This window comes from Roseivirga sp. BDSF3-8 (assembly GCF_041449215.1).
Lineage (GTDB): Bacteria > Bacteroidota > Bacteroidia > Cytophagales > Cyclobacteriaceae > JBGNFV01.
Genome location: NZ_JBGNFV010000001.1, coordinates 2,552,846 through 2,576,408 on the forward strand (window position 1 = coordinate 2,552,846; position 23,563 = coordinate 2,576,408).

Annotated in this window: 23 protein-coding genes; 11 read left to right on the top strand and 12 right to left on the bottom strand. The window is 46.5% G+C overall.

The window, feature by feature from the left end:
- Positions 1-123: 123 nt before the first annotated feature.
- Both AB9P05_RS10600 and AB9P05_RS10605 read left to right on the top strand, forming a co-directional pair.
- Entirely contained in the window at positions 124-2,487 is a 2,364-nt protein-coding gene (locus AB9P05_RS10600; RefSeq protein ID WP_371908801.1) for a carboxypeptidase regulatory-like domain-containing protein, read from the top strand.
- Between the two features lie 53 nt (positions 2,488-2,540).
- Positions 2,541-3,062: a hypothetical protein gene (locus tag AB9P05_RS10605; RefSeq protein ID WP_371908802.1), complete on the top strand. Its 522-nt coding sequence runs from the start codon at positions 2,541-2,543 to the stop codon at positions 3,060-3,062.
- Between the two features lie 62 nt (positions 3,063-3,124).
- On the opposite strand, the gene AB9P05_RS10610 is transcribed toward AB9P05_RS10605, so the two are convergent.
- Positions 3,125-4,219 carry a serine hydrolase domain-containing protein gene (locus tag AB9P05_RS10610; protein WP_371908803.1) on the bottom strand — a complete coding sequence of 365 codons (1,095 nt, stop codon included), beginning with the start codon at positions 4,217-4,219 and terminating at the stop codon, positions 3,125-3,127.
- Between the two features lie 211 nt (positions 4,220-4,430).
- Between AB9P05_RS10610 and AB9P05_RS10615 the strand changes: the two genes are divergently transcribed.
- Positions 4,431-5,231 carry a sensor histidine kinase gene (locus tag AB9P05_RS10615; RefSeq protein ID WP_371908804.1) on the top strand — a complete coding sequence of 267 codons (801 nt, stop codon included), beginning with the start codon at positions 4,431-4,433 and terminating at the stop codon, positions 5,229-5,231.
- Positions 5,228-5,926 (top strand): LytR/AlgR family response regulator transcription factor, encoded by a 699-nt coding sequence (locus tag AB9P05_RS10620; protein ID WP_371908805.1) that lies wholly within the window; start codon positions 5,228-5,230, stop codon positions 5,924-5,926. The genes AB9P05_RS10615 and AB9P05_RS10620 overlap by 4 nt, the downstream gene beginning before the upstream one ends.
- Before the next feature lie 23 nt (positions 5,927-5,949).
- Here AB9P05_RS10620 and AB9P05_RS10625 read toward each other — a convergent pair whose 3' ends face one another.
- Positions 5,950-6,105 carry a hypothetical protein gene (locus tag AB9P05_RS10625; protein ID WP_371908806.1) on the bottom strand — a complete coding sequence of 52 codons (156 nt, stop codon included), beginning with the start codon at positions 6,103-6,105 and terminating at the stop codon, positions 5,950-5,952.
- A 728-nt stretch (positions 6,106-6,833) separates the two neighbouring features.
- Between AB9P05_RS10625 and AB9P05_RS10630 the strand changes: the two genes are divergently transcribed.
- The 5 genes from AB9P05_RS10630 (at position 6,834) to AB9P05_RS10650 (ending at position 12,940) form a co-directional block, all read left to right on the top strand.
- On the top strand, positions 6,834-8,069 hold the full coding sequence (locus AB9P05_RS10630; protein WP_371908807.1) for a M16 family metallopeptidase: 1,236 nt from the start codon (positions 6,834-6,836) through the stop codon (positions 8,067-8,069).
- Positions 8,069-8,584 (top strand): 2-C-methyl-D-erythritol 2,4-cyclodiphosphate synthase, encoded by a 516-nt coding sequence (gene ispF / locus AB9P05_RS10635; protein ID WP_371908808.1) that lies wholly within the window; start codon positions 8,069-8,071, stop codon positions 8,582-8,584. Before AB9P05_RS10630 ends, ispF begins: the two co-directional genes overlap by 1 nt.
- Entirely contained in the window at positions 8,584-9,264 is a 681-nt protein-coding gene (gene mnmD / locus AB9P05_RS10640; RefSeq protein ID WP_371908809.1) for a tRNA (5-methylaminomethyl-2-thiouridine)(34)-methyltransferase MnmD, read from the top strand. Before ispF ends, mnmD begins: the two co-directional genes overlap by 1 nt.
- 116 nt (positions 9,265-9,380) lie before the next feature.
- Entirely contained in the window at positions 9,381-9,836 is a 456-nt protein-coding gene (locus AB9P05_RS10645; RefSeq protein WP_371908810.1) for a hypothetical protein, read from the top strand.
- A gap of 14 nt (positions 9,837-9,850) precedes the next feature.
- Entirely contained in the window at positions 9,851-12,940 is a 3,090-nt protein-coding gene (locus tag AB9P05_RS10650; RefSeq protein WP_371908811.1) for a T9SS type A sorting domain-containing protein, read from the top strand.
- A 97-nt stretch (positions 12,941-13,037) separates the two neighbouring features.
- On the opposite strand, the gene AB9P05_RS10655 is transcribed toward AB9P05_RS10650, so the two are convergent.
- From AB9P05_RS10655 to rimO, 6 genes are all read right to left on the bottom strand, one after another.
- Complete coding sequence (locus tag AB9P05_RS10655; RefSeq protein ID WP_371908812.1) at positions 13,038-14,087, bottom strand: M20/M25/M40 family metallo-hydrolase; 1,050 nt, start codon at positions 14,085-14,087, stop codon at positions 13,038-13,040.
- A gap of 102 nt (positions 14,088-14,189) precedes the next feature.
- Positions 14,190-15,206, bottom strand: coding sequence for a T9SS type A sorting domain-containing protein (locus tag AB9P05_RS10660; protein WP_371908813.1), 1,017 nt, complete (start codon positions 15,204-15,206; stop codon positions 14,190-14,192).
- A 94-nt stretch (positions 15,207-15,300) separates the two neighbouring features.
- On the bottom strand, positions 15,301-16,938 hold the full coding sequence (gene lnt / locus AB9P05_RS10665) for an apolipoprotein N-acyltransferase (protein WP_371908814.1): 1,638 nt from the start codon (positions 16,936-16,938) through the stop codon (positions 15,301-15,303).
- Between the two features lie 47 nt (positions 16,939-16,985).
- Complete coding sequence (locus AB9P05_RS10670) at positions 16,986-17,564, bottom strand: 5-formyltetrahydrofolate cyclo-ligase (RefSeq protein ID WP_371908815.1); 579 nt, start codon at positions 17,562-17,564, stop codon at positions 16,986-16,988.
- Positions 17,557-19,128 carry a bacillithiol biosynthesis cysteine-adding enzyme BshC gene (gene bshC / locus AB9P05_RS10675; RefSeq protein ID WP_371908816.1) on the bottom strand — a complete coding sequence of 524 codons (1,572 nt, stop codon included), beginning with the start codon at positions 19,126-19,128 and terminating at the stop codon, positions 17,557-17,559. The genes AB9P05_RS10670 and bshC overlap by 8 nt, the downstream gene beginning before the upstream one ends.
- A gap of 28 nt (positions 19,129-19,156) precedes the next feature.
- Complete coding sequence (gene rimO / locus AB9P05_RS10680) at positions 19,157-20,488, bottom strand: 30S ribosomal protein S12 methylthiotransferase RimO (protein ID WP_371908817.1); 1,332 nt, start codon at positions 20,486-20,488, stop codon at positions 19,157-19,159.
- 152 nt (positions 20,489-20,640) lie between these two features.
- Between rimO and AB9P05_RS10685 the strand changes: the two genes are divergently transcribed.
- Both AB9P05_RS10685 and AB9P05_RS10690 read left to right on the top strand, forming a co-directional pair.
- On the top strand, positions 20,641-21,153 hold the full coding sequence (locus tag AB9P05_RS10685) for a hypothetical protein (protein WP_371908818.1): 513 nt from the start codon (positions 20,641-20,643) through the stop codon (positions 21,151-21,153).
- Positions 21,134-21,838: a DUF6048 family protein gene (locus AB9P05_RS10690; protein ID WP_371908819.1), complete on the top strand. Its 705-nt coding sequence runs from the start codon at positions 21,134-21,136 to the stop codon at positions 21,836-21,838. The genes AB9P05_RS10685 and AB9P05_RS10690 overlap by 20 nt, the downstream gene beginning before the upstream one ends.
- 17 nt (positions 21,839-21,855) lie before the next feature.
- Here AB9P05_RS10690 and ftsY read toward each other — a convergent pair whose 3' ends face one another.
- The 4 genes from ftsY to rpmB all read right to left on the bottom strand — a co-directional run bounded on the left by ftsY (position 21,856) and on the right by rpmB (position 23,496).
- Positions 21,856-22,812, bottom strand: coding sequence for a signal recognition particle-docking protein FtsY (gene ftsY, locus AB9P05_RS10695; protein WP_371908820.1), 957 nt, complete (start codon positions 22,810-22,812; stop codon positions 21,856-21,858).
- 83 nt (positions 22,813-22,895) lie between these two features.
- Entirely contained in the window at positions 22,896-23,045 is a 150-nt protein-coding gene (locus tag AB9P05_RS10700; protein ID WP_371908821.1) for a DUF4295 domain-containing protein, read from the bottom strand.
- Positions 23,046-23,047: 2 nt separating this feature from the next.
- Complete coding sequence (gene rpmG / locus AB9P05_RS10705) at positions 23,048-23,230, bottom strand: 50S ribosomal protein L33 (protein WP_371908822.1); 183 nt, start codon at positions 23,228-23,230, stop codon at positions 23,048-23,050.
- Positions 23,231-23,259: 29 nt separating this feature from the next.
- The gene (gene rpmB, locus AB9P05_RS10710) at positions 23,260-23,496 is read right to left on the bottom strand and encodes a 50S ribosomal protein L28 (RefSeq protein WP_371908823.1); all 237 of its coding nucleotides are present in this window, start codon (positions 23,494-23,496) and stop codon (positions 23,260-23,262) included.
- Positions 23,497-23,563 lie beyond the last annotated feature (67 nt).

Below are 23,563 nucleotides of genomic sequence, written 5' to 3' on the forward strand. Positions count from 1 at the left end.
CCCTGGCAACTTATTTATTATCAGGTTATTGCTTGCTTAATTCGATTGTTTTTTCCGCAAATTGGAATTAAACTTAGATAACCATCGAACAGGATCCATATAACCAGCCTGTTCAACTGTCGTATGAGGAGAATTACTAAACCGCTGCTTCTTGTATTTTTCTGGATGTTATGCGCCTCTTCAGTAGTCGGGCAGCAGCTTGTACAGACTATCAGGGGAGAGGTAAGAGATGCCGACTCTAATGCACCCATTGAAGGCGTGAACGTAATCATCCGGGGTTCCGATCCCCTGGTAGGGGCTGTAACAAATGAAGCCGGCAACTTTCGCATAGAAAATGTGCCTATCGGTACGTATGATCTGCTTGTCACCTATGTGGGATATGAATCGCTGGTTTTGCCCAATGTGAAAGTCACTACCGGCAAAGAGGTGGTGCTGCAGGTCAGAGTCACCGAGTCCCTTACCGTACTGGATGAGGTAGTTGTAGAAGGTGATAATAATAGCAGCCGGTCTCCCATTAACGAATTTGCCGTAATCAGTAGCCTCTCCTTTTCCATGGAAGAATCAGGTAAGTATGCCGGTACCTTTGATGATCCCGCCCGGATGGTGACCACTTTTGCAGGAGTAGTAGGCGGGGGTGGGTCCGATGATGTGGATAATGAGATCATCATCCGGGGTAACTCGCCCCGTAACCTGCTATGGAGAGTAGAGGGCATAGAAGTTCCCAGCCCGAATCACTTTACTGATGAGGGAGCTTCCAGCGGGTCTATCAGTATGCTTAGCAGCAATATGCTGGCCACCTCAGACTTCTTCACCAGTGCCTTTCCTGCAGAATATGGCAATGCTATTTCAGGTGTGTTTGATATCAGGCTAAGGCAGGGAAACAATCAACAGAGAGAATATGCCCTGCGTGCCGGTGTGCTGGGGCTGGATGCTTCTGCCGAGGGACCTTTTAAAAAGGGAGGGGAGGCCTCATACCTTGTTAATTATCGTTACAGTACCCTTGCCCTGCTAAACGAGGTGGGGATTGAACTGGTAGATAATGCCCTGCCCGTCTTTCAGGACCTGGCTTTTAATATCGTACTACCCACCGCCGCGGCAGGAGAGTTCAGTATATTCGGTTTTGGCGGACTTAGTAAGGATGAGGAGTTCGATGAACTCCTAATTTCCGGCCGGGAAGTGCGGGCCCAGGAAGAAGAATTCAACTCTGACCTGGGCGTCGTGGGCTTACGCCATAATTATCCCTTTAGTGCCAAAACCTATCTTGAGACAGTAGCCACCTTTTCCGCCCAGCGAATCACCTTTGAGCGGGACGCTATTGTAAATTCCAACCTGGATTTCAGAAGGGTAAACAATGAGGACTTCACTAACTATGCCCAAAGGATATCCGTCCTTCTCAATCATAAATTCAATGCCCGGCACCTGGTGCGTACCGGCGTGATATACAGTCACCTGCAATATGACCTGCTTTCACAGGTATACAATTTTCAGAATGAGCAGCTTGAAGATGAGGTTAACAGTGATGGCAGTACGGGCGTATTGCAGAGCTACATCGCCTGGAAGTACAGGATCAGCGATAAACTGGTGCTCAACTCGGGGCTGCATTCCATGTATTTCAGGCTCAATGATAAGGCCACTCTGGAACCCAGGGCTGGTATAAACTATCAGCTTACCACTCGCCAGTTTATCAGTGCGGGTGTAGGCCTCCACAGCCGCAGGGAGAGCCTTTCTACCTACCTCTCAGGGCCTGAAACCGTTGTGGGGAGTAATGAGTTTGTAAACGAAAACCTGGAAATCTCTAAGGCCATACATTATGTGATTGGCTATGACAATTACCTTAACGATCATCTGCGCTTTAAAGTAGAGGCCTACTATCAGGACCTGTACGACATTCCCGTGCTGAATAACACCTACTACAGCATCATCAATTTGCGCGAGAGCGCTGCCGCTGTGCCCCTGGTGAACGAAGGCACAGGAGAAAACTACGGAGTGGAAGTCACCCTGGCGCGTACCCTTGCTAATGACTATTATTTTAATACCAACGTCTCCCTGTACAAATCCCGCTACACGGGAGGCGACGGGGTGGAGCGCAACACCAAATTTGACGGAAATTACATTATCAACCTCTTGGGTGGTAAAGACTTTAATCTCTCCTCTGATAAGGTATTGAATGTTAACCTCAGGGGCATACTGGCAGGTGGCCAGCGATTTATACCTATTCTGGAAAATGAGTCTGCTGAAAGAGGATTCGAGGTCCTGGACTTTGACAGAGCCTATGAAGAGAGATTACCCGATTACTTCCGGGCTGACTTTCAGATTGGCTACACCGTAAATAACCCTAAAAACACCTGGCAGATCCGTCTCGATGTCCAAAACCTCACCAACCGGCAAAATGTGAGGGAGGTGAATTACTCCCCTCTTACCCAAAGGGCCGAATTCACACGAAGAGGCCAGATTATCCCCGTGCTCAGCGCTCAGGTAAAGTTTTAGGATAATTTCTACAGGCTAATCCTTTTTAATAAACAAATGGGTAAATTAACTATATGCGTACACTATTACTGATCCTGCTATGCTGTCTTCCCTCCATATCAGAAGCCTGCCAATGCGTCAATTTTCCAGTCGATCGGCGAATGAATGATAAGTATACTGAACTGATCTTTGTGGGGAAGATTATCCGCACCCCATCCCCTGAAGCTTATTTTAGTGGAAAAGATGAACAGGTCATGTTTGACGTAGAGAAATTATATAAGGGAGATGCCTCAAATGATCAGGTCCTTCTTACCCTGGACTTTGCCTGTACCGGAAGTTTGCCTGAAGCGGGTGCTGAACTCCTGGTTTTTGTTCACTCCTCTCCCGATTTCCAAAGAATCACCTCAGGTTGTGACATGTTTCCTCTGAATCCGGAAGATTTCCTATTCAAGGGATTGCAAAAGCTTTCAGCATTAGAGGCTCAATACCCATCCATTGTGCCTGCATCCTCCGGTAATCTTGAGGTTATGGCATTTGTTTTTTTAGGTATCACCTCCCTGTTCGCGGGAATCATCCTGTACAGTGAGCGCAGGTAAGCCCGGCCTAAGGGAAGCGCCTTGCGGCCCACTCCCCCTTCCGGTGGTAGCTCTGTGGCTTATTAGTTCATTTTCCAACCGATCCACTGTTTCAGAACCTGAATAGCTAGCTGTTTACCGTTAGACCCGTTGGTAAGAATGATGACGCCGCTATGTTCATCGGCATTAAACATAAATCCTGCCTGCCAGCCGTCATTAGATCCGGCATGTCCCGTCATGGCCACCGGCCCCATCTTATACTTCATGTAGCCCAGCCCGTACCGACCGTCGGTCGCTTCTACCGGTGTTTGCATCATGGTAATCGTTTCATTGCTGAGAATAGGGTTGTCCCCGAAGGAGGCTTTAGCAAATGTGATCATGTCGGCCAGGGTGGTATGCAGCCCGGCGGCCGCCTGGGCGGTAAACCGTTCGAGCGGTATTTCCTCTCCCTGCTCGTCATAAGGCAAGGCCGAATGCCTCAGCATCTTTTCATCGATGGTAAAGCTGGTATGCCCCATTTTTAAGGGCTCAAAAAGAGTCTGCTCCATATACTCAGCAAATGGCCGGCCCGTTACCTCTTCGATCATTAGCTGCAATACCGTGTACCCGCCCCCGGAGTACTTGAATTCCGTGCCAGGCTCAATAATGATCTCAACCGGCTCGTCCGGGCGTTCTGAGCCGTTGATACCACTTAGAGAGGCCTCCAGGCTGGGTAAGGTTTCGTCCGGCTGAAAGCCAGGGTATCCATGAACAGATAACCCTGCTGTATGACTCAACAGGGCACCTACGGTTACTTTTTCAGTATTGTAATCAGAAGGAGGAAAGGTCCATCTGCTCAGGTATTTTTCAACAGGGTCATCCAGCTTTATGCGGCCTTCTTCCACCAGGTTCATAACGCCCCAGGCCGTAAACATCTTGGAAATAGAGCCGATATTAAACCCAGACTTTGGCGTGACAGGTTTTTTCCGGCCTGCATCAGCAAATCCAAAGCCTTTTTGATAGACCACCTCGCCTTTGTCAAAAATAGCCAGGGCCACACCCGGTACCTTAGTGGATTCCATCCATGAGGGGACCTTTTGTTCAAGGTCATCTGTCAGTGTGGTAAAGGCTGGCTGCGCCTTAGCAAAGGCCAGATTAGCCGATAGGAAAAGAATGGTCAGTAGTGTTGTGCTGTGCATAATACATCCAGGTTTGCGTTAAAGATGCCTGAACGTACTACCTGTTTTGTTTTTGTGAAGAGAATGATGATGTGCCCTCGTGATACAATGACCAATTGGACAATTTGGCATTTGAGGCAGGTTAAGCCCTGAGCGGGGCTGGTTTGTCATGAAATATGGCCGGTTGGTCATTATTCATCACCAGATAGAGGGTAATTTGTAGCTTTAAGCTATGAGGAAGCCTCTAAGCAAATTATATAAGCCCCTGGTAATCGCCCTCTTGCTATCCGGCTCTGTTCTGGTGATGGTAGTGTACAAGCAGCAGATAGAAATGGAGAGGAGTGCGGCATCGGAGCTCAGGTTTAATATCGGCCTTACTATTTTTGTCCTTACCCTGTCGTATGTCGTATTCAGCTTTCTGTTTGAAAAATGGAAGCAATACCGCCAATTGAAAAACGACCACTATAAGACGCAATTGGCCCTGTTGAAAAACAGGATCGACCCCCACTTCTTTTTTAATACGCTTAATAACCTGTATGGCCTGGCCATAGAGCAGTCGGAAGAGACCGGCCCCGCCATACTGAAGCTGGCCGATATGATGCGGTATACCATTTACAAAGGCGAGCAGGAGCAGGTGACCGTAAGGGAGGAAATGGATTACGTAAAGCAATACATTGACATTCACCGGCTCAGGCATCAACCTGGAGTGAAGGTAGACATATCGGAACACATCGGGAATCCCGGTAGTATGATTGCTCCGCTACTATTTATCAGCCCGGTAGAAAATGCCTTTAAGCACGGCGTAGAGAAACTGACAGAGGGGGCCTACATAAAGGTAAGCCTTCATGCTGTAGGTAAGTCGGTCAGATTTGATGTAGAAAACAACTTCTTGCCCTCTGAAGAAAAAAGTGAAGGAATGGGGCTGCATAACCTGAAAGAAAGATTGAACATACTTTACCCCGAAGCCCATACCTTACTTATCAACGAGAAAAACGGCATATTTAAGGTAAGTCTTGAAATTCACCAGGGATGATCAGATATGTGATAGTAGACGACGAACCCATCGCCCACCGGATTATTGAAAAGTATGCCAGCGAGGTTCCGCACCTGAGCAAGGCAGGAAATTGCTATAATCCGGTAGAGGCCATCTCTATGCTCAGGCAAAATACTATAGACCTGATATTTCTCGATATAAAAATGCCCAGGATGTCAGGCTTTACTTTTTTGAAATCCTTGCGCGATGTGCCTGAGATCATTATTACGACAGCATATGAGCAATACGCCCTCGAGGGATACGAATTTGCCGTAACGGATTACCTGCTGAAACCCTTTTCCTTTGAGCGCTTTATCAAGGCCATTGGCCGTGTCCGGGCCCGCGAAGACACTATTCAGGATAAAATACCTACCGATGAACCGGGAGAAAACCGCATGTTTATAAAAACCGACCGGGAGCATAAGCAAGTAAGCCTGGATGATATTCGATATATACAGGCCTATGGAAACTACTGCAAAGTTTACCTATCGGATGAGATGCTGATTACGCCAAAGAAAATATCTGATTTTGAAAGTGAGTTACCTTCAGACTGGTTTGCCCGAATCCATAAGTCATACATGATCAGTAAGCTTCATATAGAAAGCATATCCGGTAACAAGGTTCAAATCCTTAACGAGTATCTGCCAGTAGGAGAAACCTACAAACATGTGATAGATCGATTGCTAAATGGTTGAGGCCAGAGTTCGTGGTGTATGTCCTAATCAGGGTTCGTCCGAAATTGCTTAGCTCTTTCTGAGATAGATTTATGTCTGATGTTTAATATAGAGTCAATATTGGCAGAGTTTGCCACCACAAATTCAAAAAAACCGGACTGAACGTATTCTATGTTGCCATCAGGGTCGATCTTCGTCATCTGCCCTCTGGTAGTTAGATCTCCCAAAATATTTTAAATTTACATATCAGTTTATTGGGCTTTTATCGCTATTATAGTCCATTGATTTTTTACAAAAAACTGAAACTATGAAATCTAAAGTAGATTAGACGCATTCCAGATCCGTAGCTTTGTTACGAATGTAGAACACACCAATTATGATAAAATAAAGGGTGGAAGCGCTAGCTGTGGAGATGCAAGTTCTGCTGGCAGAACCTGGTATAACACCAGCTGTGTGATTCACTAAGAATACTTAAAGGGAAGGTCAGATGTCTTCCATTTTTTCTTTCGTTATTGCTGCCTTTTATATCTACTTTTTTTCACCTTTTTCTTTTACCATACTAATCTACTTATAAAGAATATAAGGACTATGAGTAGGAAAAAGGACTATGATCTGAAATTTAGTCTGGCAATCTTATTGCTTATTGGACCCGTCACCTCTTCTCATATCTCTAAATTGACTTGAACTTACGGCCGCCACTATATGGCCATAACGCTCTTCTTACAAGCTGCTTAATCCATTAATAAGCTTCCTGATAGGGGGGGATTGGTTTCTCCCCTTTCTTATCCCACATCAATTCTGGTTTAATTATCTGTTTGTTTCCCTCACTCTTTCGGCAGATTGTCCTGCTACGCACATCATTCACCTCTCTTTTACCGTATTCTCCCTTATATTTCTATTTTTGTGACAATTGACCAGAGCGAGCAAGATGATCCATTACGAGAAATTTACCCTAAGCAATGGCCTGCAGGTTTATGTGCATCCTGATGACAGCACACCCCAGGCAGCTGTGAATATACTATATAATGTGGGCTCACGCGACGAGCAGGAGGATAAAACCGGCTTTGCCCACCTTTTCGAGCATCTGATGTTTGGCGGTTCCGGCAACATCCCTAACTACGACGAGCCTCTGCAGAAGGTAGGAGGGGAGAATAACGCCTTTACTAGCCCCGACATTACCAACTACTACATTACCCTGCCGGCGGCTAATCTGGAGACGGCCTTTTGGCTGGAGAGTGACCGCATGATGAGCCTGTCATTCGACCCCCGGGTGCTGGACGTGCAGCAGAAAGTAGTGATAGAAGAGTTCAAGCAGCGCTACCTGAATAACCCATATGGAGATGTGTGGATGAAGCTCAGGCCTGTAGCCTACGAGAAGCACCCCTATCGCTGGTCTACCATAGGAAAGGAGATCAGTCACATAGAAGAAGCCACCATGGATGATGTGAAGCGCTTTTTCTATAAGTATTACCTCCCTAATAATGCCATTATGGTGGTGGCAGGAAATGTCACGGTAGACCAGGTAAAAGCCCTCTCTGAAAAATGGTTTGGCCCCATACCTCCCGGTGAAAAATATGTACGTAACCTGCCTGCCGAGCCTGAGCAGACAGAAAAGCGTAAAATAGAAACCAGTGGAGAGGTGCCCCTTAACGCACTGTATAAAGTGTATCATATGCCTCCCCGGACCAGCGACGATTACTTCACGGCCGACCTTGCGAGCGATGTGCTGGGCAGAGGTGATAGCTCACGCATTTACTCAAGGCTGGTGAAAAAAGAACAGATGTTCAACAGCCTGCAGGCTTATGTAACCGGCTCGGTAGACCCTGGCTTACTCGTAATAAGCGGTAAGATGAATGAAGGGGTTAGCCATGAGGAAGCAGATGCTGCACTGGATGCCATAGCTGATGAGCTAAAGGCAGATGGTCCCGGTGAGGAGGAGCTGCAAAAAGTGAAGAACCAGGCAGAAAGTACCATCATTTATAATGACTGGGAGCTCCTGAGCCGTGCCATGAATATCGCATTTTTCGCCACCATAGGCCGCGAAGACCTGATCAACTCCGAGCCTGCCAAAATACGTGAGCAGACTGTGGAAGGCGTGCAGACCATGGCTAAGAAGATATTACGCCCGGAAAACAGTTCGGTACTTTATTATCACGCAAAGTAATGACCCCCTTTAGAATAGGCTTTGGATACGATGTACATGCCATGAAGGAGGGTCACCCCTTTTGGCTGGGCGGCATACAACTCGAGCATACCCATGGCCCCTTTGGCCACTCTGATGCCGATGTGCTCATCCATGTGATATGTGATGCCCTGCTGGGTGCGGCTAACCTGAGGGACATTGGCTATCACTTTTCTGATAAAGACCCTAAATACAAGGGAATCGACAGCAAAAAGCTGCTGGCTGAGGTAATGCTGCTTCTGCGTGAAAAAGGCTATGAGGTAGGGAATATCGATATTACGGTATGCCTGGAGCAGCCAAAAGTTAATCCTCATATAGACAAGATGAAGCAGGTGCTGTGTGAGGTGATGGCCATCCGGGAGAATGACCTTTCTATAAAGGCGACTACCACCGAAAAGCTTGGCTTTGTAGGCAGAGAAGAGGGCATATCCGCTTACGCCGTAGCCCTGATATATGAGACCGAAAAGCCCCACATGGAAAGAGACTACCAGGGCTGATGGATACTATCAAGCTGATCGTCACAGATGATGGGTCCCATTCACTCTACCTGCCGGGTATGAATGAGACCTATCACTCCTCTCATGGTGCCCTGGCAGAGTCGCGCCATGTATTCATTAAGAATGGCTTACTACCGGTGGCCTCCAGAGTGACACAGCGGCCTATAAGGGTGCTGGAAGTAGGCTTTGGCACCGGGCTAAACGCCCTTTTGGCCAGGCAGCAGGCAGAAAAGCTGCAGATCCCCGTACATTTCACTACCCTCGAACCATTCCCTTTACCTGAAGAAATATACAGCCAGCTTAACTACCCTGCCCTGCTGGGAGGTAGTGAAGGGCTGGCCGAACTGTTTCAACAGATGCACAGAGCCGGATGGAATGAAGTGACCACTGTCTCACCCCGTTTTACCCTGCAGAAGCTTAAGCAACGGCTGGAAGATTTTAACGACGAAGGAGGCTATCACGTAGTCTTTTTTGATGCTTTTGCTCCCAATAAGCAAGAGGAAGTTTGGGACGAAGCCCTCATCCAAAAAGTAGCCGACCATATGGCCCCGGGAGGCGTACTAACCACCTACTGTGCGCAGGGTAAGTTCAGGCGCTCCCTGAAGGCGGCGGGGCTGGAAGTGGAAAGCGTACCGGGCCCTCCCGGCAAGAAAGAAATGACTTGCGGTCATAAAGGATGATCTTCGGTTATTGATACCGTACTCTTATTTTTATTCTTTTTCTTCTTCAAAAAACCTTACAATCCTCCCGATTTGGCGCTGAAATTATATTATCTTGCCAACCTTATTTACCTGCCATGAATGCATCGTTCAGCTTCGCTTTCTTCCTGTTAGCCGGGCTTACAATTATTACCGGTTGTTGTAAAACCCCTCAGTCTACCGCAAAGGATAACGCCACCTATCAATCAGGTGAGGCCCCTTCCGGATTAGGTACTGAAGAGAAGATAACCGACCCTGCTCCTGAAGGGCAAATTGCCAGGGGAGCCTGCAGAGTTACTGCCCAAGTGGAAGAAAGTAGCGAGGATTCTTACCAGTTAGTGGTAAGAGAAGTGAAAGGCTACGGGCCTAATTATGCCTTTGGCTATCTGCAGGAGGGTGATGCCCTCAGAGTGGTAGGTGCCGGTAAAACCGGATGGACTAGCGGGCAGTATGTACTCGTGGAAGTACGACCGGTAGGTGATGAAAAAGGGGAGGGCAGCCCTGTCGTTGTCCAATACCTGAAAACCATTGATCTGAATACGAAAGAAAAGTAGCGATAGAATAACTGATGAAAAGGACTGCAAAAGCAATCTCATTAGGCCTTGGGCTTGTAGCAGGAGGCGTGACCCTCTTTGCCACCCTGCCTGACACGCCAGGTTATGTAGTGGAATCCGCTCCCAATGCTATTGATGAGCGAGCTGTAGAAAGGCTTGAAGAGCAAAGTTACAGTTTTGGAACTAAGGATGATCCTGCCGGGCGTGCAAATTTCCGGTTTGAAAGACTCCGTTCTCCCCTTACCGGACAAATTCCTGAAAATATCAAGCAAAAGGAGCAGGAGTTTGCCCGCAGACTGCCTGTAAGCAATGGCCTGATGCAATTCAGTAAAGACGGCAAAGAGGCTCGTACTCAGGAAACTGAATGGACCGGTCGGGGACCTATCAACATTGGAGGCCGTACCCGTGCAGTAGGTATCGATGTGGCCGATGCCAGTGGAAATACTATCATTGCCGGTGGTGTTTCGGGAGGTATGTGGCGTAGCACCAACGGTGGCCAGACATGGATCCGCACCACTACCAAGGACCAGTTCCCCAGTGTAAACTGCCTCGTACAGGACAGCCGTACCGGCAACACAAGCACCTGGTACTATGGTACAGGTGAGTCTACCTTCTTTAACTCAGCCAGTAAAGGTGGTGCGATCTATCGTGGTGACGGTATCTATCGCTCAGATGATGGCGGGCAAAGCTGGACCGTAATAAACAGCACCAGTGTAGGCCATAATACAGATTCCAATACTCCCTTCAGGTATGTGAATCACCTGGCTATTGACCCTACCACGCCTGCTGCTACCGATGAGGTATATGCCGCCGTACTCGGTGGTATAATTCGTACGGTGGACGGCTTCAATACCTATGATTGGGTACTGGGTGGCGATCAGGTAAATGCACTTGGCCGCTATTCTGACATAAAGATCGATGAGAATGGCCGCATGTTTGCCAGCATCAGCAGGCTTACAGCAGATGATGATCCTGTCTCAGGTTTCTTCGTGTCAGTAAACGGAACCGACTGGACAGATATTACGCCCGATGAGCTGGCCAATGAGGTCTCTTTTGACAGGACAGTAATAGAGATAAACCCTAGCAATCCTGACCAGGTATATTTCTTCACGAATATATCAGGCGAGAATAATAGTCTTCTCGTATTAGATATGGCTGATACTACCTATGCAAATCGTTCTAATAATTTACCTCAATATTCTAATGAGGCAATTTCTTTAAATCTTCAAGGGTCATATAATATGCTGCTTGAGGTACATCCTACTCAGCCGGATGTGGTATTTCTTGGAGGGACCAACCTGTACCGCTCTACTGACGGATTCAGAAGCGATTCGCTTACTCAGTATGTTGGAGGGTATTCTTTAGAATCAGCTTTGAGCGGAAGTTTTTCTCCGGCATATAACCACCATCCGGATCAGCATGCGGTTATTTTCTATCCTAATAATCCCAATGCGATGCTGTCAGCGCATGATGGCGGACTTAGCTTTACGAGTAATAACCTCAAAGCAGACACCACCGTTTACCGGGATGAAGATAATCAGGTAATCGACCGTAGTGTAATCGAGTGGGATAGTAAAAGTACTGGGTACCTCACCAGCCAGTTCTATACGATAGCAATAGACAAGAATAATTTAGGAAATGTTGCTTTAATGGGTGGGATGCAAGATAATAGTTGTTATGTGACCTTCACCGAAGACCCTTCATCCAGTTGGTTTCAGGTAAGTGGGGGGGATGGCGCATATGCCGCTTTTAGCTTTAATGCACTTTATTCTTCAAGTCAGTATGGGTATATTCTACGGTGGCCTCTGGTGGGTAATACTTATCAGGCCCCTGAATTTATTTTGCCTCCGGGATATAGTGATCCATCAGAGTTTTTATTCGTTAATCCATTTCTTGTAGACCCTGTTCATCAAAATCGCTTTTATGTAGCCGGGAATAATAAAATATTCTACACTAAAGATGTAAGGACAAATCCATTCGAAAGTGAATATAAAACCATTGCCAATGCCGTAACAAGCGGTATGGGTTATGTGACCGCTATGGATGCTTCCATTACACCTGCAAACCAACTGGTGTGGGGGACCAACAGAGGCCGCGTATTCAAAGCACCGGACGTGCTGGATAACCCTAACAATGTAGAGGAGCTTACAGATAGCAGCTTCCCGACCAATGGGTTTGTAAGCTGTGTGGTAGTTGACCCCAGGGATGCTGATAAGATCATGGTAGTATTCAGTAACTATGGTGTGAAAAGCATTTATTACTCGCAAAATGGAGGTACTAGCTGGGTTACCATTGCCGGTAATCTCGAAGAAAATAGTGACGGAACTGGAAATGGCCCTTCAGTAGGCTGGGTAGCTATTCTGCCTAATGGCGATGATAATATCTACTTTGCCGGTACCAGCGTTGGCCTGTTCTCTACGCAGAACCTTGATGCTTCAAGTACCGTATGGAGTGTTGAAAGCCCTGATGTGGTTGGTAACGTATGGGTAGACATGATTGCTACCAGGGCAATAGATGGTTATGTAGCGGTAGGCACCCATGGAAATGGTACTTATTATACTCAGATAGATGTACCATTATTTGCTAATGCCTTTGTGACCTCTAATATCGAGGATGAGAATGAAGCGATTGAATTAGGCAGTTCGGTATCTTTCGATGAAAATAATGGGCTGGCCCATCAATGGCAGCGAAATGGTGAAGATATAGCCGGAGCTAATTCTGATATATATAACCCAACAGAGCCTGGAACCTATAGGGTGGTAATTAGAAATGCCCGGAACGAGACGGCTATTTCTAATGAAATTGTCGTTGGAGGCAATGATGTAACTGGTCTCGAAGAACTTGAGTTGGCCGATGAGGTCGTCGCCTTCCCTAACCCCGTGCATAATGAGATGATCATTCGCGTGGATACTGACCAACTGGGCAACGAGCTTGAAATGAAGATCTACGATACACAAGGCAAGACCGTATGGGCCGAAAGGGCGCAGCGTACTAGCCGTAAATTTGAAGAACGTGTAGAACTTGGCCACCTTCCCCTGGGTAGTTATATCCTGGAGATCAGTGACGGAGAAAGCCGCGTGACTCGCCGTATCAGTAAGAAATAAACGTTTATCCCTGTTTAGTTTGAAAAAGGCTATCCGTCAGTTGGCGGATAGCCTTTTATATTTTCTAGGGACTAAGGCGTAAGGGACACAGGCTAAGTTACTCAGCACCCTCCTTAGCAAGCGGGCGGAATTTATCGTCTGTCCATTTAATACGCTCCTCCCTGTTAGCCAGGCCAAGTACCACATCAGTCATGACCATAGCCAGGGAGCGCATATTTTCATAATCAATGAAAGCCGCCTCATCGTGGGGCTTATGGTAATGGTCTTCTCCACCCCAGGTACATACTGTATGGGCCGGGATACCATAAATAGTTTCTCCTTCCCTCTTTATCTGGGCCAGGTTGGCATTATCCGAGCGGTAAAACAGGTTCGCATAAGGAAAAGGATTTTCGATTAGCGTCCAGTTTTCGTCTTCAAACTCACCTTCCATATATTCCTTCAGTTCACTGTATTTTGCCCCCGTGATATATACATTACGTTTGCCCAGTTTGAGCGAGTGCCCTGTCATTTCAAAATTCAGGTTCAGTGCTACGTTTTCAAGAGGGACAGGTGAGTGTTCGCTGAAATATTTTGAGCCGAGTAACCCGATCTCTTCCGCCCCGAACGCTACGAATAGCAGACTGCGAGCCGGCTTCATTTCCCTTTCCTGAATCTCCTTTGCTATAGCCATAATGGTGGCCACCCCGCTGGCGTTATCATTAGCCCCATTGTACAGGCTGTCGCCCCCTATGGCCTTACCCATGCCTACATGATCGTAATGCGCACTGAGTATGATATATTCATCCTTTAAGATCGAATCAGACCCCTCTAACCAGCCCACTACATTCTGTCCTTCAACCGTATTGCGCACAGTATAGTCCTGCATAAAGCTGTCCATACCCGGCACTGGTGCCAGGCCAAGCGAGTCGTACCAGGTGGCGATGAAACTAGCGGCACTGTCCAGGTCAGCCGTTCCATTAGCCCGGCCACGCAGCGAATCACTGGCGAGTACCCCGACCCAATAGGCCAGGTCTGAGTATTCTTCTGGAGAGCTTATCGTGTCAGCCACCGGCACAGTGGCCATAGCCGAATCAGTCTCGATCTGGGCATAGGCAGGCAGCCATGCCGATAACAGAATAGGGGCAAGTAGTATCCGGAGTATCCTCATAATAAGTAAATACCGAAAAATACCCGTAACCTACAAGCAGGGATATAAAATATGAAGGGCTACCCACAGGGAAGCCCTTCATATAAATACGATGACTAAGGGTTACCGATCGCTCATTACAAGCTTTCGCACCTCATTAAAGTCATCACCTCTTACACGGATCAGGTATATACCTTCCTGCATATCTCTGGCATCAACCTTAAGCCTGCTCTCCGACATTTTCAGCTGCTTCACCATAGCACCCTTTATATCTGTCACGATGATTTCGGCATTGTCCACATTTGCGGGAATCTGTACCGTAAACTCATTACCCGATAGAGGATTCGGGAAGACATCAAACTGAACAGATGTGTTAGCCAGCCCATCTTCTACATCATCTCCCGTGCGGAATTGATCGCAGAATATTGGAGTAGGCTCAAAGGGATCCTGATTACAGTTATTCTCTTCTATGAATACATTGATGCTCCTGAAAGCACTGTTTCCTGCACAACCAACGGCCCTTGCTTTTATCGTGTAAAAACCGGCTCCGGGAAAAAAGAAGCTAACCGTTCTTCCTGTAGGGTTCTGGGTAGCAGGTACAGTTTCCCATTGGTATGAGGTAGCACCCGATACTGCTGACACAGTAAAGGAGTTGTTAAATGTAGTAGAAGGAAAGAAGTTTTCAGTAATCGACGAGGGCGTGGCAGGGGTAGTTTCAGGGTTTACCACTACCGTTTTTAGACGACCTGCCGAAGAGATACCTCCGCCACTGACCTGGACAGCAATAACCGCCTCGTTATTAGGGGGCGTAGGATCAGATACCCGTACCTGAACGCTGGATGACGTAGAGGTAGTGTTTATCACTACAGGTACGCCCGTGCCGGCAAACTGACCTGTGGCCGGATTTCTTACCTGCCCGATACCCACCGACCACTCGTACCTGATGTTACCTCCGGTGGTGTTTGATGTGGATATACTATAGGTTCGGATATCTCCGCGACAAATGGAAGATCCTCCGGAAATCTCACCCGCGGATGGCGGCGGAGGCGGCGGATCGTCATTGTGACAGGCCTCTGCAATGCCAGGGCCTAGTAAAGCAAGCGCACTGAATACCAGTACACTAAGTAATAGTCTTTTCATAAGAAGTAAGATTAATAGTTATGAAAAATTAAATAATGCGTAGTCCAGCGTATAGTGGGTTCTGGAGAAAAATTGTACACATTACCAAGAAGGCTTATTCCAAAATCAGCCTCTTCCTACCTATCAGGCTCAGCGAATAAACAACAATACATAAGGCGATCATCGCCAAAAAGCATAGCTGAGCGGCCTTTCCTATCAAATTACTATGGTGCGTATAAGGGGTGAGGTGATCATTACCTCTCGTGGATATAGTCAGTGTTGCCGGTCCTCCGGCCATATCTGCTTGTTGGATGACGTCGCCACGCTGGTTAATAATGGAACTGATGCCATTATTACTCGAGCGAACCACCGTTCTTCGGTTTTCGATTGCCCGCGCTACAGCGCAAGCCTGTATCTGTGAAGCCCCTCCGGAATGTTTATACCAACCCTCGTTCAGCATAACGAAGAGGATATTGGCACCTGTTCTAACCTGTTTTGACGCTAATTCACCAAAGGCCGACTCAAAGCATATTAGGGCAGAGCCTGCACGTGGACCATTACGAAATACGGTATTATTTACGTGGCTGGTTGAAAATGCAAAACCTCCAAGTGAAGGGACGATTTGCTTAATGGCTTTTGTATACTGCGGGTAGGGGGTTTGTTCCTCAAAAGGAACTAGTTTTTCTTTCGAACGATATCCGATAACGCCGTTTTTCCCTATCTGGAGAGCCGCGTTATAAGTATAATACCGCATGTCACCAAGCTCCCTGGCATAATCCGGATTTTGACTGGCAAATGGGGGTAACTGATCTTCTCTTTCGTATAATATAGCACCGGTGATCAACTGAGCGCCGGGGTATGACTCAAGCCTCTGAGCAATATTAGCATACAAAGGGTTGTTTTTCAGCCCTTGCACATAGCCCCCATTACTGATAGCCGTTTCCGGCCATAATATATAATCCGGAGCCCCTTTCTTCAGAGCCTCTTCTGTCAGTGACCAGTACCTGTCTACAAGTATCTCAGGACTTGTCACATATTTTTCTTCGTAACAATCTACATCTGTCTGAATGGCAACCACCTTAACTTCATAGCCTTTTTCAGTATAAGTAATATAGGTAATGGCCGAGAGGATACAGGGAACCGCAAAGGCGGTAAAGGCAATACTACCCTTTCTAATGTTATCAAAAGAAGGCCTGCTGATAAAAACGCTATTTACCAGTTCGTATATCAATACATTTACGGCCAGTATCCAAAGTGTGCCTCCGCCCACTCCGGTGATGGTATAGAACTGAATAAGGTAAGGAGCCGGTGTAAGTCCATAACCAAGCGCATGATACGGGAAGGCCATAATCCACTCCGAGTGAAAGGTCTCCACGGCTAACCAGGTGCAGACAAATGCGAAGTAAAACCACCTTTTACCAAGCCTTCTTCTAACATACCAGACTAATAGTAAAGGAATAGCAAATAACAGGGGGTTCAGCGCGCTGACCAGAAAGCCTGTTAAAAACTTTGTATTATAGATCCATGCATTTGTAAAGAGGTTCCAGGTAAGTAATGTCGTATAGGTGAGTAAGAAAAACCCCAGCGTACGGAACCGTCTTTTTTCGATGATTTGATCAGTGGCAAAAAAGTAAGGAATGAAGGCAATGAAAAGTAAAGGCCAGATATACTGAGGAGGCCATGCCACGAACAGCAGGAGACCTGCAGGTACCCCAAATAGTGGGTACAAATTCGTTTTATTATTTCTTTTCATTGGTTTAGCGAAGGATAGTAAAATATCCTTCTTTAATTAACCCAATTTCAAGAATAAAAGCAATAGGTGGCGTGGGGCGTAACTACCTGATTTAGTGGGATATCGTAAGAATTGATATCAGAAATCTTTGAAATTGGCTCAAAAAAGGACAATCCGACCTTAGAAATATTTTTTCTGCAGGTTGAAAAAAACTTATCGTAATATCCCTTTCCATACCCTACCCTATACCCTTTAGTATCAAAAGCAAGTAAAGGTACGATAGACATATCTATTTCCGTTTCCTTTACTTTACCTGCATTCTGTGGTTCGGCAATACCGTATTTATTTTCCTCAAAATGAGTATCCTCTGATAACACAAGACAATCCATAGTAGACTCTGTCGGGTGAATGCGAGGTACTACCAGGCGGATGTGCGGGTGCCTGCTACGGATATGCTCAATAATGGGCCATGTATCGGGCTCTCTTGTTTTATGGATTGGCAGATAAGTATGCAGTGTCCTGACCTTGGAAAGATCCGTTCCGGCAAGAAAACGATTCATGAGTGCCGCATTTAATTCAGCATACTCATGCTCTGTGAGCGCCTTTCTTTTAGTACGGTACAGCTTCCGAAGGCTGTCTTTAGTCATGGTCTTCGATCATCACATGCATCCGGAAATCCAGCGGGTTCATCTCTTCCAAAAGCACCGAGATGAATTCAGGACTATTCAGGTGTACATTCAGGAAATTATCGTAACGTTCCTGCCAGGTATTTTCCGGGAAAAGCTTATCCTTGAGTTTCTCAAGTTGATTCATGGAGGTGTCCAGGCGCTTTTCTTCCGCTTTTTTCAAACGCTTTTCAATGTTCTCAAGGCTTTTAAGGAATTTATTCTCTTCTGATCCAACGAAGCCTTTAAGAGATGGGTCTACTTCTGCTGCCTTGTGGAAAATGGACTCATAAATCTGTTTGCCCACATTACGTTCCGTCTCCAGGCTCAGCTCATTTTCCGATAGCTCATGCAGAGCCTCCTCTTTAAGTTCATGGAAAGGCCGGAAGAGGTCTTCGGTGCTCACCGGTAGTTTCCGTAGCTTTTTAGCGTTGGTTTTATTTACTACCAGGCCGAAGTTTCGGGGCATCACTATGGGAAAAGGAACTTCATAGTGATCAAACATATCTTTTAGCTGTAGCCAGTAGGCCACTTCCGAGGGGCCTCCGATATATGCAATATTTGGTAAGATTACCTCCTGGTACAGAGGCCTCATGACCACGTTAGGGCTGAAACGCTCAGGGTAAGAGTCTATCTCCTGAGCCAGCTCTTCCTTACTGAATGTAAACTCAGTATTCAGCACCTTCACCCCTTCATCAGTTGCTTCTATGCGCTCCCGCAGGCCTTCCTTAAGATAGAAAAAGTTTATCTCGCGAGGGAATATTTGCGTTTTATAGCCCATCTCATCCAATCGGGCAGAGGTCTCTTCCACACAGGCCTTAGCGGAGTGATTGGTAAGATCATCTTTGATAACAGAGGCAAAGGACTCTTTCAATATCCGGCTGTCTGCATCCACTACGATCAGCCCCTCTTCTCCGAAAAGCTCATTCACGAAATACCGGGTGGCATCGGCCAGATTATTATAAGACGTATAAGCCTTTTCGAATACAGGGACAGCTTCCGGCAATTCATTTAGGATGCTTTCTATCCCTTTCGTATCCATGCGGCCCACCGCACCCTGCTGGCCTCCATTATTCCAGCGGTACTCCTGCCCAAAGAGGTTAAAGTGACTTATCTCCTCAAAATCATGATCCTCAGAGGCCATCCAATACACGGGGACAAAATGCTTGTCCGGGTATTTCTCGTTGAGTTCCGCAGCCAGGTTGATGACTGTCACTATCTTATAAATGAAATACAGCGGCCCGGTAAAAATATTAAGCTGATGCCCTGTAGTTACCGTATACGTATGTCCTTCTGCCAGTAAGTCCAGGTTTTGGCTTACTGCCTCGCTGATGGTGAGATCCTTATATTGCGTCTGCAGTACATCCTGCAGCCTGATACGGGCCTCACTTGTAAATGATTTGGCTTCCGCCTGTTTGAGAAAGTTTTCTGTATCCGGGTATAGTCCGTAAAATGGTTTGAGCTTTTCTTCCTGCTCAATATAAGCCTGAAAGATGGGTGTGAACCCTATGCCTTTTTCAAAAAGAGGAAGCCGACTTACTCTCATGCCATTTTTAGCAGTTGATTGCCCGTTGTCAGACGGTGACTGGCTGGTGGACCGGTTCGCCGTAGAGGTCGAATTCTGTGGCGTCTGTGATGCGAATTTGGGCGAAGTCGCCGATTCGGAGGTAGTGTTTTTCTGCATCAATTATCACTTCGTTATCGACCTCGGGAGAGTCAAATTCGGTACGACCAATAAAATTGCCGCCATCCTTCCGGTCGATGAGTACTTTGTAAGCCTTGCCTATTTTTTGCTGATTGAGCTCGAGGGAGATACCCTCCTGTATCTCCATTACGATATTGGCACGCTCTTGTTTCACCTCTTCGGGCACATTGTCCTCAAGTGCCGTATGCGCGTGGGTGTTTTCTTCATGAGAGTAGGTGAAAACCCCTAGACGCTCAAAGCGCATTTTTTCAACAAAATCAACCATATCGGCAAAGTCCTCCTCTGTTTCACCGGCATGGCCTGCAATAAGCGTCGTGCGAAGGGCTATGCCTGGCACTTTATCTCTGATGGTATGAATGAGCGCCTCGGTTTTTTCACGGGTGATTCCGCGGCGCATATGCTTGAGCATGGCGCTGCTGCCATGCTGGAGTGGCATGTCCAGGTAGTTGCAGATATTTTCACGATCAGCCATTACGTCCAGCACGTCCATAGGAAAACCACTCGGATAGGCATAGTGAAGCCTGATCCAGTCGATGCCTTCCACATCAGACAGGTGCTTGAGAAGTTCTGCGAGATTACGCTTTCTGTACAGGTCCAGGCCGTAGTACGTTGAGTCCTGAGCGATCAGCAACAATTCCTTGGTGCCTTTCCTGGCCAGTGATTTTGCCTCTTTCACTAACTCCTCAATAGAGCGGGATTTGTGTCCGCCCCGCATAAGGGGGATAGCACAGAAAGAGCAGGGGCGGTCACACCCTTCACTGATCTTCATGTAGCTGTAGTGCATAGCCGTGGTGGTCAGGCGTTCACCCACCAGCTCATGCTTATAGTCGGCGTTAAGCTTATTCAGGAGCATGGGCAGCTCCATAGTACCGAAATAGGCATCTACTTCAGGTATTTCCTTTTCCAGGTCGTCTTTATACCTGTGAGACAGACAGCCTGTTACATAAAGCTTTTCGATAAGGCCCTCGTTCTTTGCGTCAGCATAGCGCAGAATCGTATCGATACTTTCCTGCTTCGCATTGTCTATGAAACCGCATGTGTTCACTATGACCACGTTGGCATCATCATCCTCCGCCTCATGAGTAGTTTCAATGTCATTACCTTTCAGTTGAGTGATCATTACCTCACTGTCCACCAGGTTTTTGCTGCAACCCAGTGTGATGACATTCACCTTATCCTTACCCTTCTCTTTAGTTTTCAAAGCCTGTTCGGTTTGTTTCGATACAATGGGGCCTGATTCTCCCCGGGATACAAGGCAAATTTCGTCAATTTGGTTCTATATACCTTATTTTTCTCCTGAGTATTAACAAACATGCCGTGCAGAGCATCAAAATTTTTAACTTTACGGGCTTTATGACCATATATGTCAAGATGAGAGGCTACCTGTTAATCGTATGTTGCCTGCTGACCGGGTTTTTCTTTACCGCCTGCAATGAAATCCCTAATTGCAGCGGCACAAGTGAAAACCTGCTGAAGGTTAAGTTTACCAGCGTGGATTTTGATACAGAAAACGATGTATTTGTACTTACAGACAGCCTGGTAATTATACAGGAAGTCCGCAGTGAGGAGCGTCCAGACTCCCTGATAATTGAGCAGGCCGATACTACCTCCTTACTGACACTGCCGGTAAGTCCGTATTCAAACACATCAGGTTATCTGATCACTATCAATGATTCGGAGTACGTGCTTCGTGTCACTTATGACCGTGAGGCCAGACTAATAGCTCCGGAGTGTGGGATAGAGCAAGTTTACAAAAACCTGGATATCAGTGGCACCTTACCTGGTGATAGTGTACTGATACTGAATGACAGGCTGCTGAGGCCATCTGACGAAAACCAGAATATAAATGTGGAGATATTTTTCTAGTCTGCTAATGCTAATCCTTGTAGGCACCAGCCTGCCTGCATTTGCCCAGTCAGAGTCAGACTCAGTGAGAGTACGTGAGAAAAAAGATTGGAAGCCATCGGCTATCAGAGTAGGTACTGAGCTCACGGGTCCTGTGTTCGGGCTGTTCAACAAGGACTACTTTCAATGGGAGCTTACTGCCGATGTGGATTTTCACCGCTATTTTCTGGTGGTGGACTATGGGTATGAAGAGCGCATCAGAGAGGGGCAGAATTTCCGGTTTGAAACTAGCGGTAATTACTGGCGTGCAGGAGTAGACATGAACTTTCTCACTACTGATCCATCCCGGAGCGTGCTTTACTTTGGTATGCGTGCCGCAGGGTCCACATTTTCAGGTGATCTGACATTCATGGAGTCTGATAGCCTGCTGTTCGGCGATGGGACGGTCAATTATACTTTTGATAAGTACACCGCCACCTGGGGAGAGGCACTCGTAGGGCTGAAGGTTCAGGTGCTTAATAATGTATACCTGGGTCTGGCTGGCCGGTTTAAGTTTGCCATAAATATAAATGGCGGCCTGGCTGTTTCCGCATACGAGGTGCCGGGGTTTGGTGTGGCTGATGATAATAGCAGTTTTGCTCTGGACTATTACATCTACTACCGTATACCATGGCGGAATAAGGGTATTCCTCCTAAGAAAAAATAAGAAGAAAGAAGGGGTAATTAAGACTGACTGAAGAGTGAGTCGACGAATTCGAAGCGGTTAAATACCTGCAGGTCTTCAACTTTTTCACCTACCCCGATGTATTTAACGGGAATCTTAAACTCATCAGAGATGCCGATAACCACACCACCTTTAGCGGTACCATCCAGTTTGGTGATGGCAAGAGAGGTGACTTCTGTTGCTTTGGTGAACTCCCGGGCTTGAATGAGGGCGTTTTGTCCCGTGCTGCCATCTAGTACAAGAAGTACTTCATGTGGAGCTTCAGGAATAAACTTCTGAATAACGCGCTTAATTTTAGATAGCTCGTTCATCAGATTTACTTTAGTATGCAGGCGTCCGGCGGTGTCGATGATCACCACATCAGCGCCCTCGTCCACCCCCTTTTTTACCGTATCAAATGCTACAGAGGCAGGATCGGTGTTCATGCCATGAGAGATTACAGGCACACCTGTGCGCTCTCCCCATAAAATTAACTGATCTACTGCTGCAGCTCTAAAGGTATCGGCTGCGCCTAAGATTACTTTCTTATCACGCTTCTTGAACTGGGCACTTAGCTTGCCTATCGTAGTGGTTTTACCGACCCCGTTTACTCCTACTACGAGTATTACGTAGGGCTTTTTATCAGCAGGGGTAGTAAAATCCTTTAGGTCTTCGGTGTTGTTTTCAGTAAGGAGAGTAGCAATTTCTTCCCGCAGAATGGCGTCCAGCTCGCTTACACTCATATATTTATCACGGGCCACTCTTTCTTCGATTCGTCTGATGATCTTGATGGTGGTATTAACCCCGACATCAGAAGTAATCAGTATTTCTTCCAACTCATCCAGTACTTCTTCGTCCACGGTGGACTTACCGGCAATGGCTTTGCCTAGTTTATTAAAAAAGCTCTGATTGGACTTTTGGAGACCTTCATCAAGCTTTTCTTTTTTTTCTTTTGAAAAAAATCCGAAAAGACCCATGTGCTATATGAAAAAACTACAGGAAAATATACAAAAAAGTCCCTTAGAAAGGGACTTTTCGCAACTAATAAGCTGAATATTTTTTATTTCAGAAAATCCTTTACCTGATCGGCAGGAACCATTTCTTCACGGAATGTATAAGCACCGGTTTTTTCTGATTTCACGGCTCTGATCACTTTAGCAAATGTTCTGCCGCCTTCTTTCTTAAGGGTTGCAACTACTTTCTTAGCCATGATTACTTAATTTCTCTGTGAACAGTATATTTCTTAAGAATCGGGTTATACTTTTTCAACTCCATACGCTCAGGAGTGTTTTTCCGGTTCTTAGTGGTAATGTACCTGGATGTGCCGGGTTGACCACTGTTTTTGTGTTCAGTACACTCCAGAATTACCTGTACTCTATTACCTTTTTTAGCCATGATCTTTCCAGTTTACAGTTACTGCCTGATTAAACGAGGATACCTTTTTCCTTAGCTTCTTTCAAAACGGCAGTAATACCGTTCTTATTGATCGTCCTAAGCGCTGATGCAGAAACCTTAAGAGTGATCCACTTATCCTCCTCAGGAAGATAGAACCTCTTCTTTTGAAGGTTCGGCATAAACTTCCTCTTAGTTTTGTTATTCGCGTGAGAAACGTTGTTACCCACTCTGGCGCGCTTACCGGTGATCTGACAAACTCTAGCCATGTCTTAAATATCTTTAAATTCCTTGATCAGAAATTCGGTTTCCGAAATAGTTTGCAAATATCTTAAT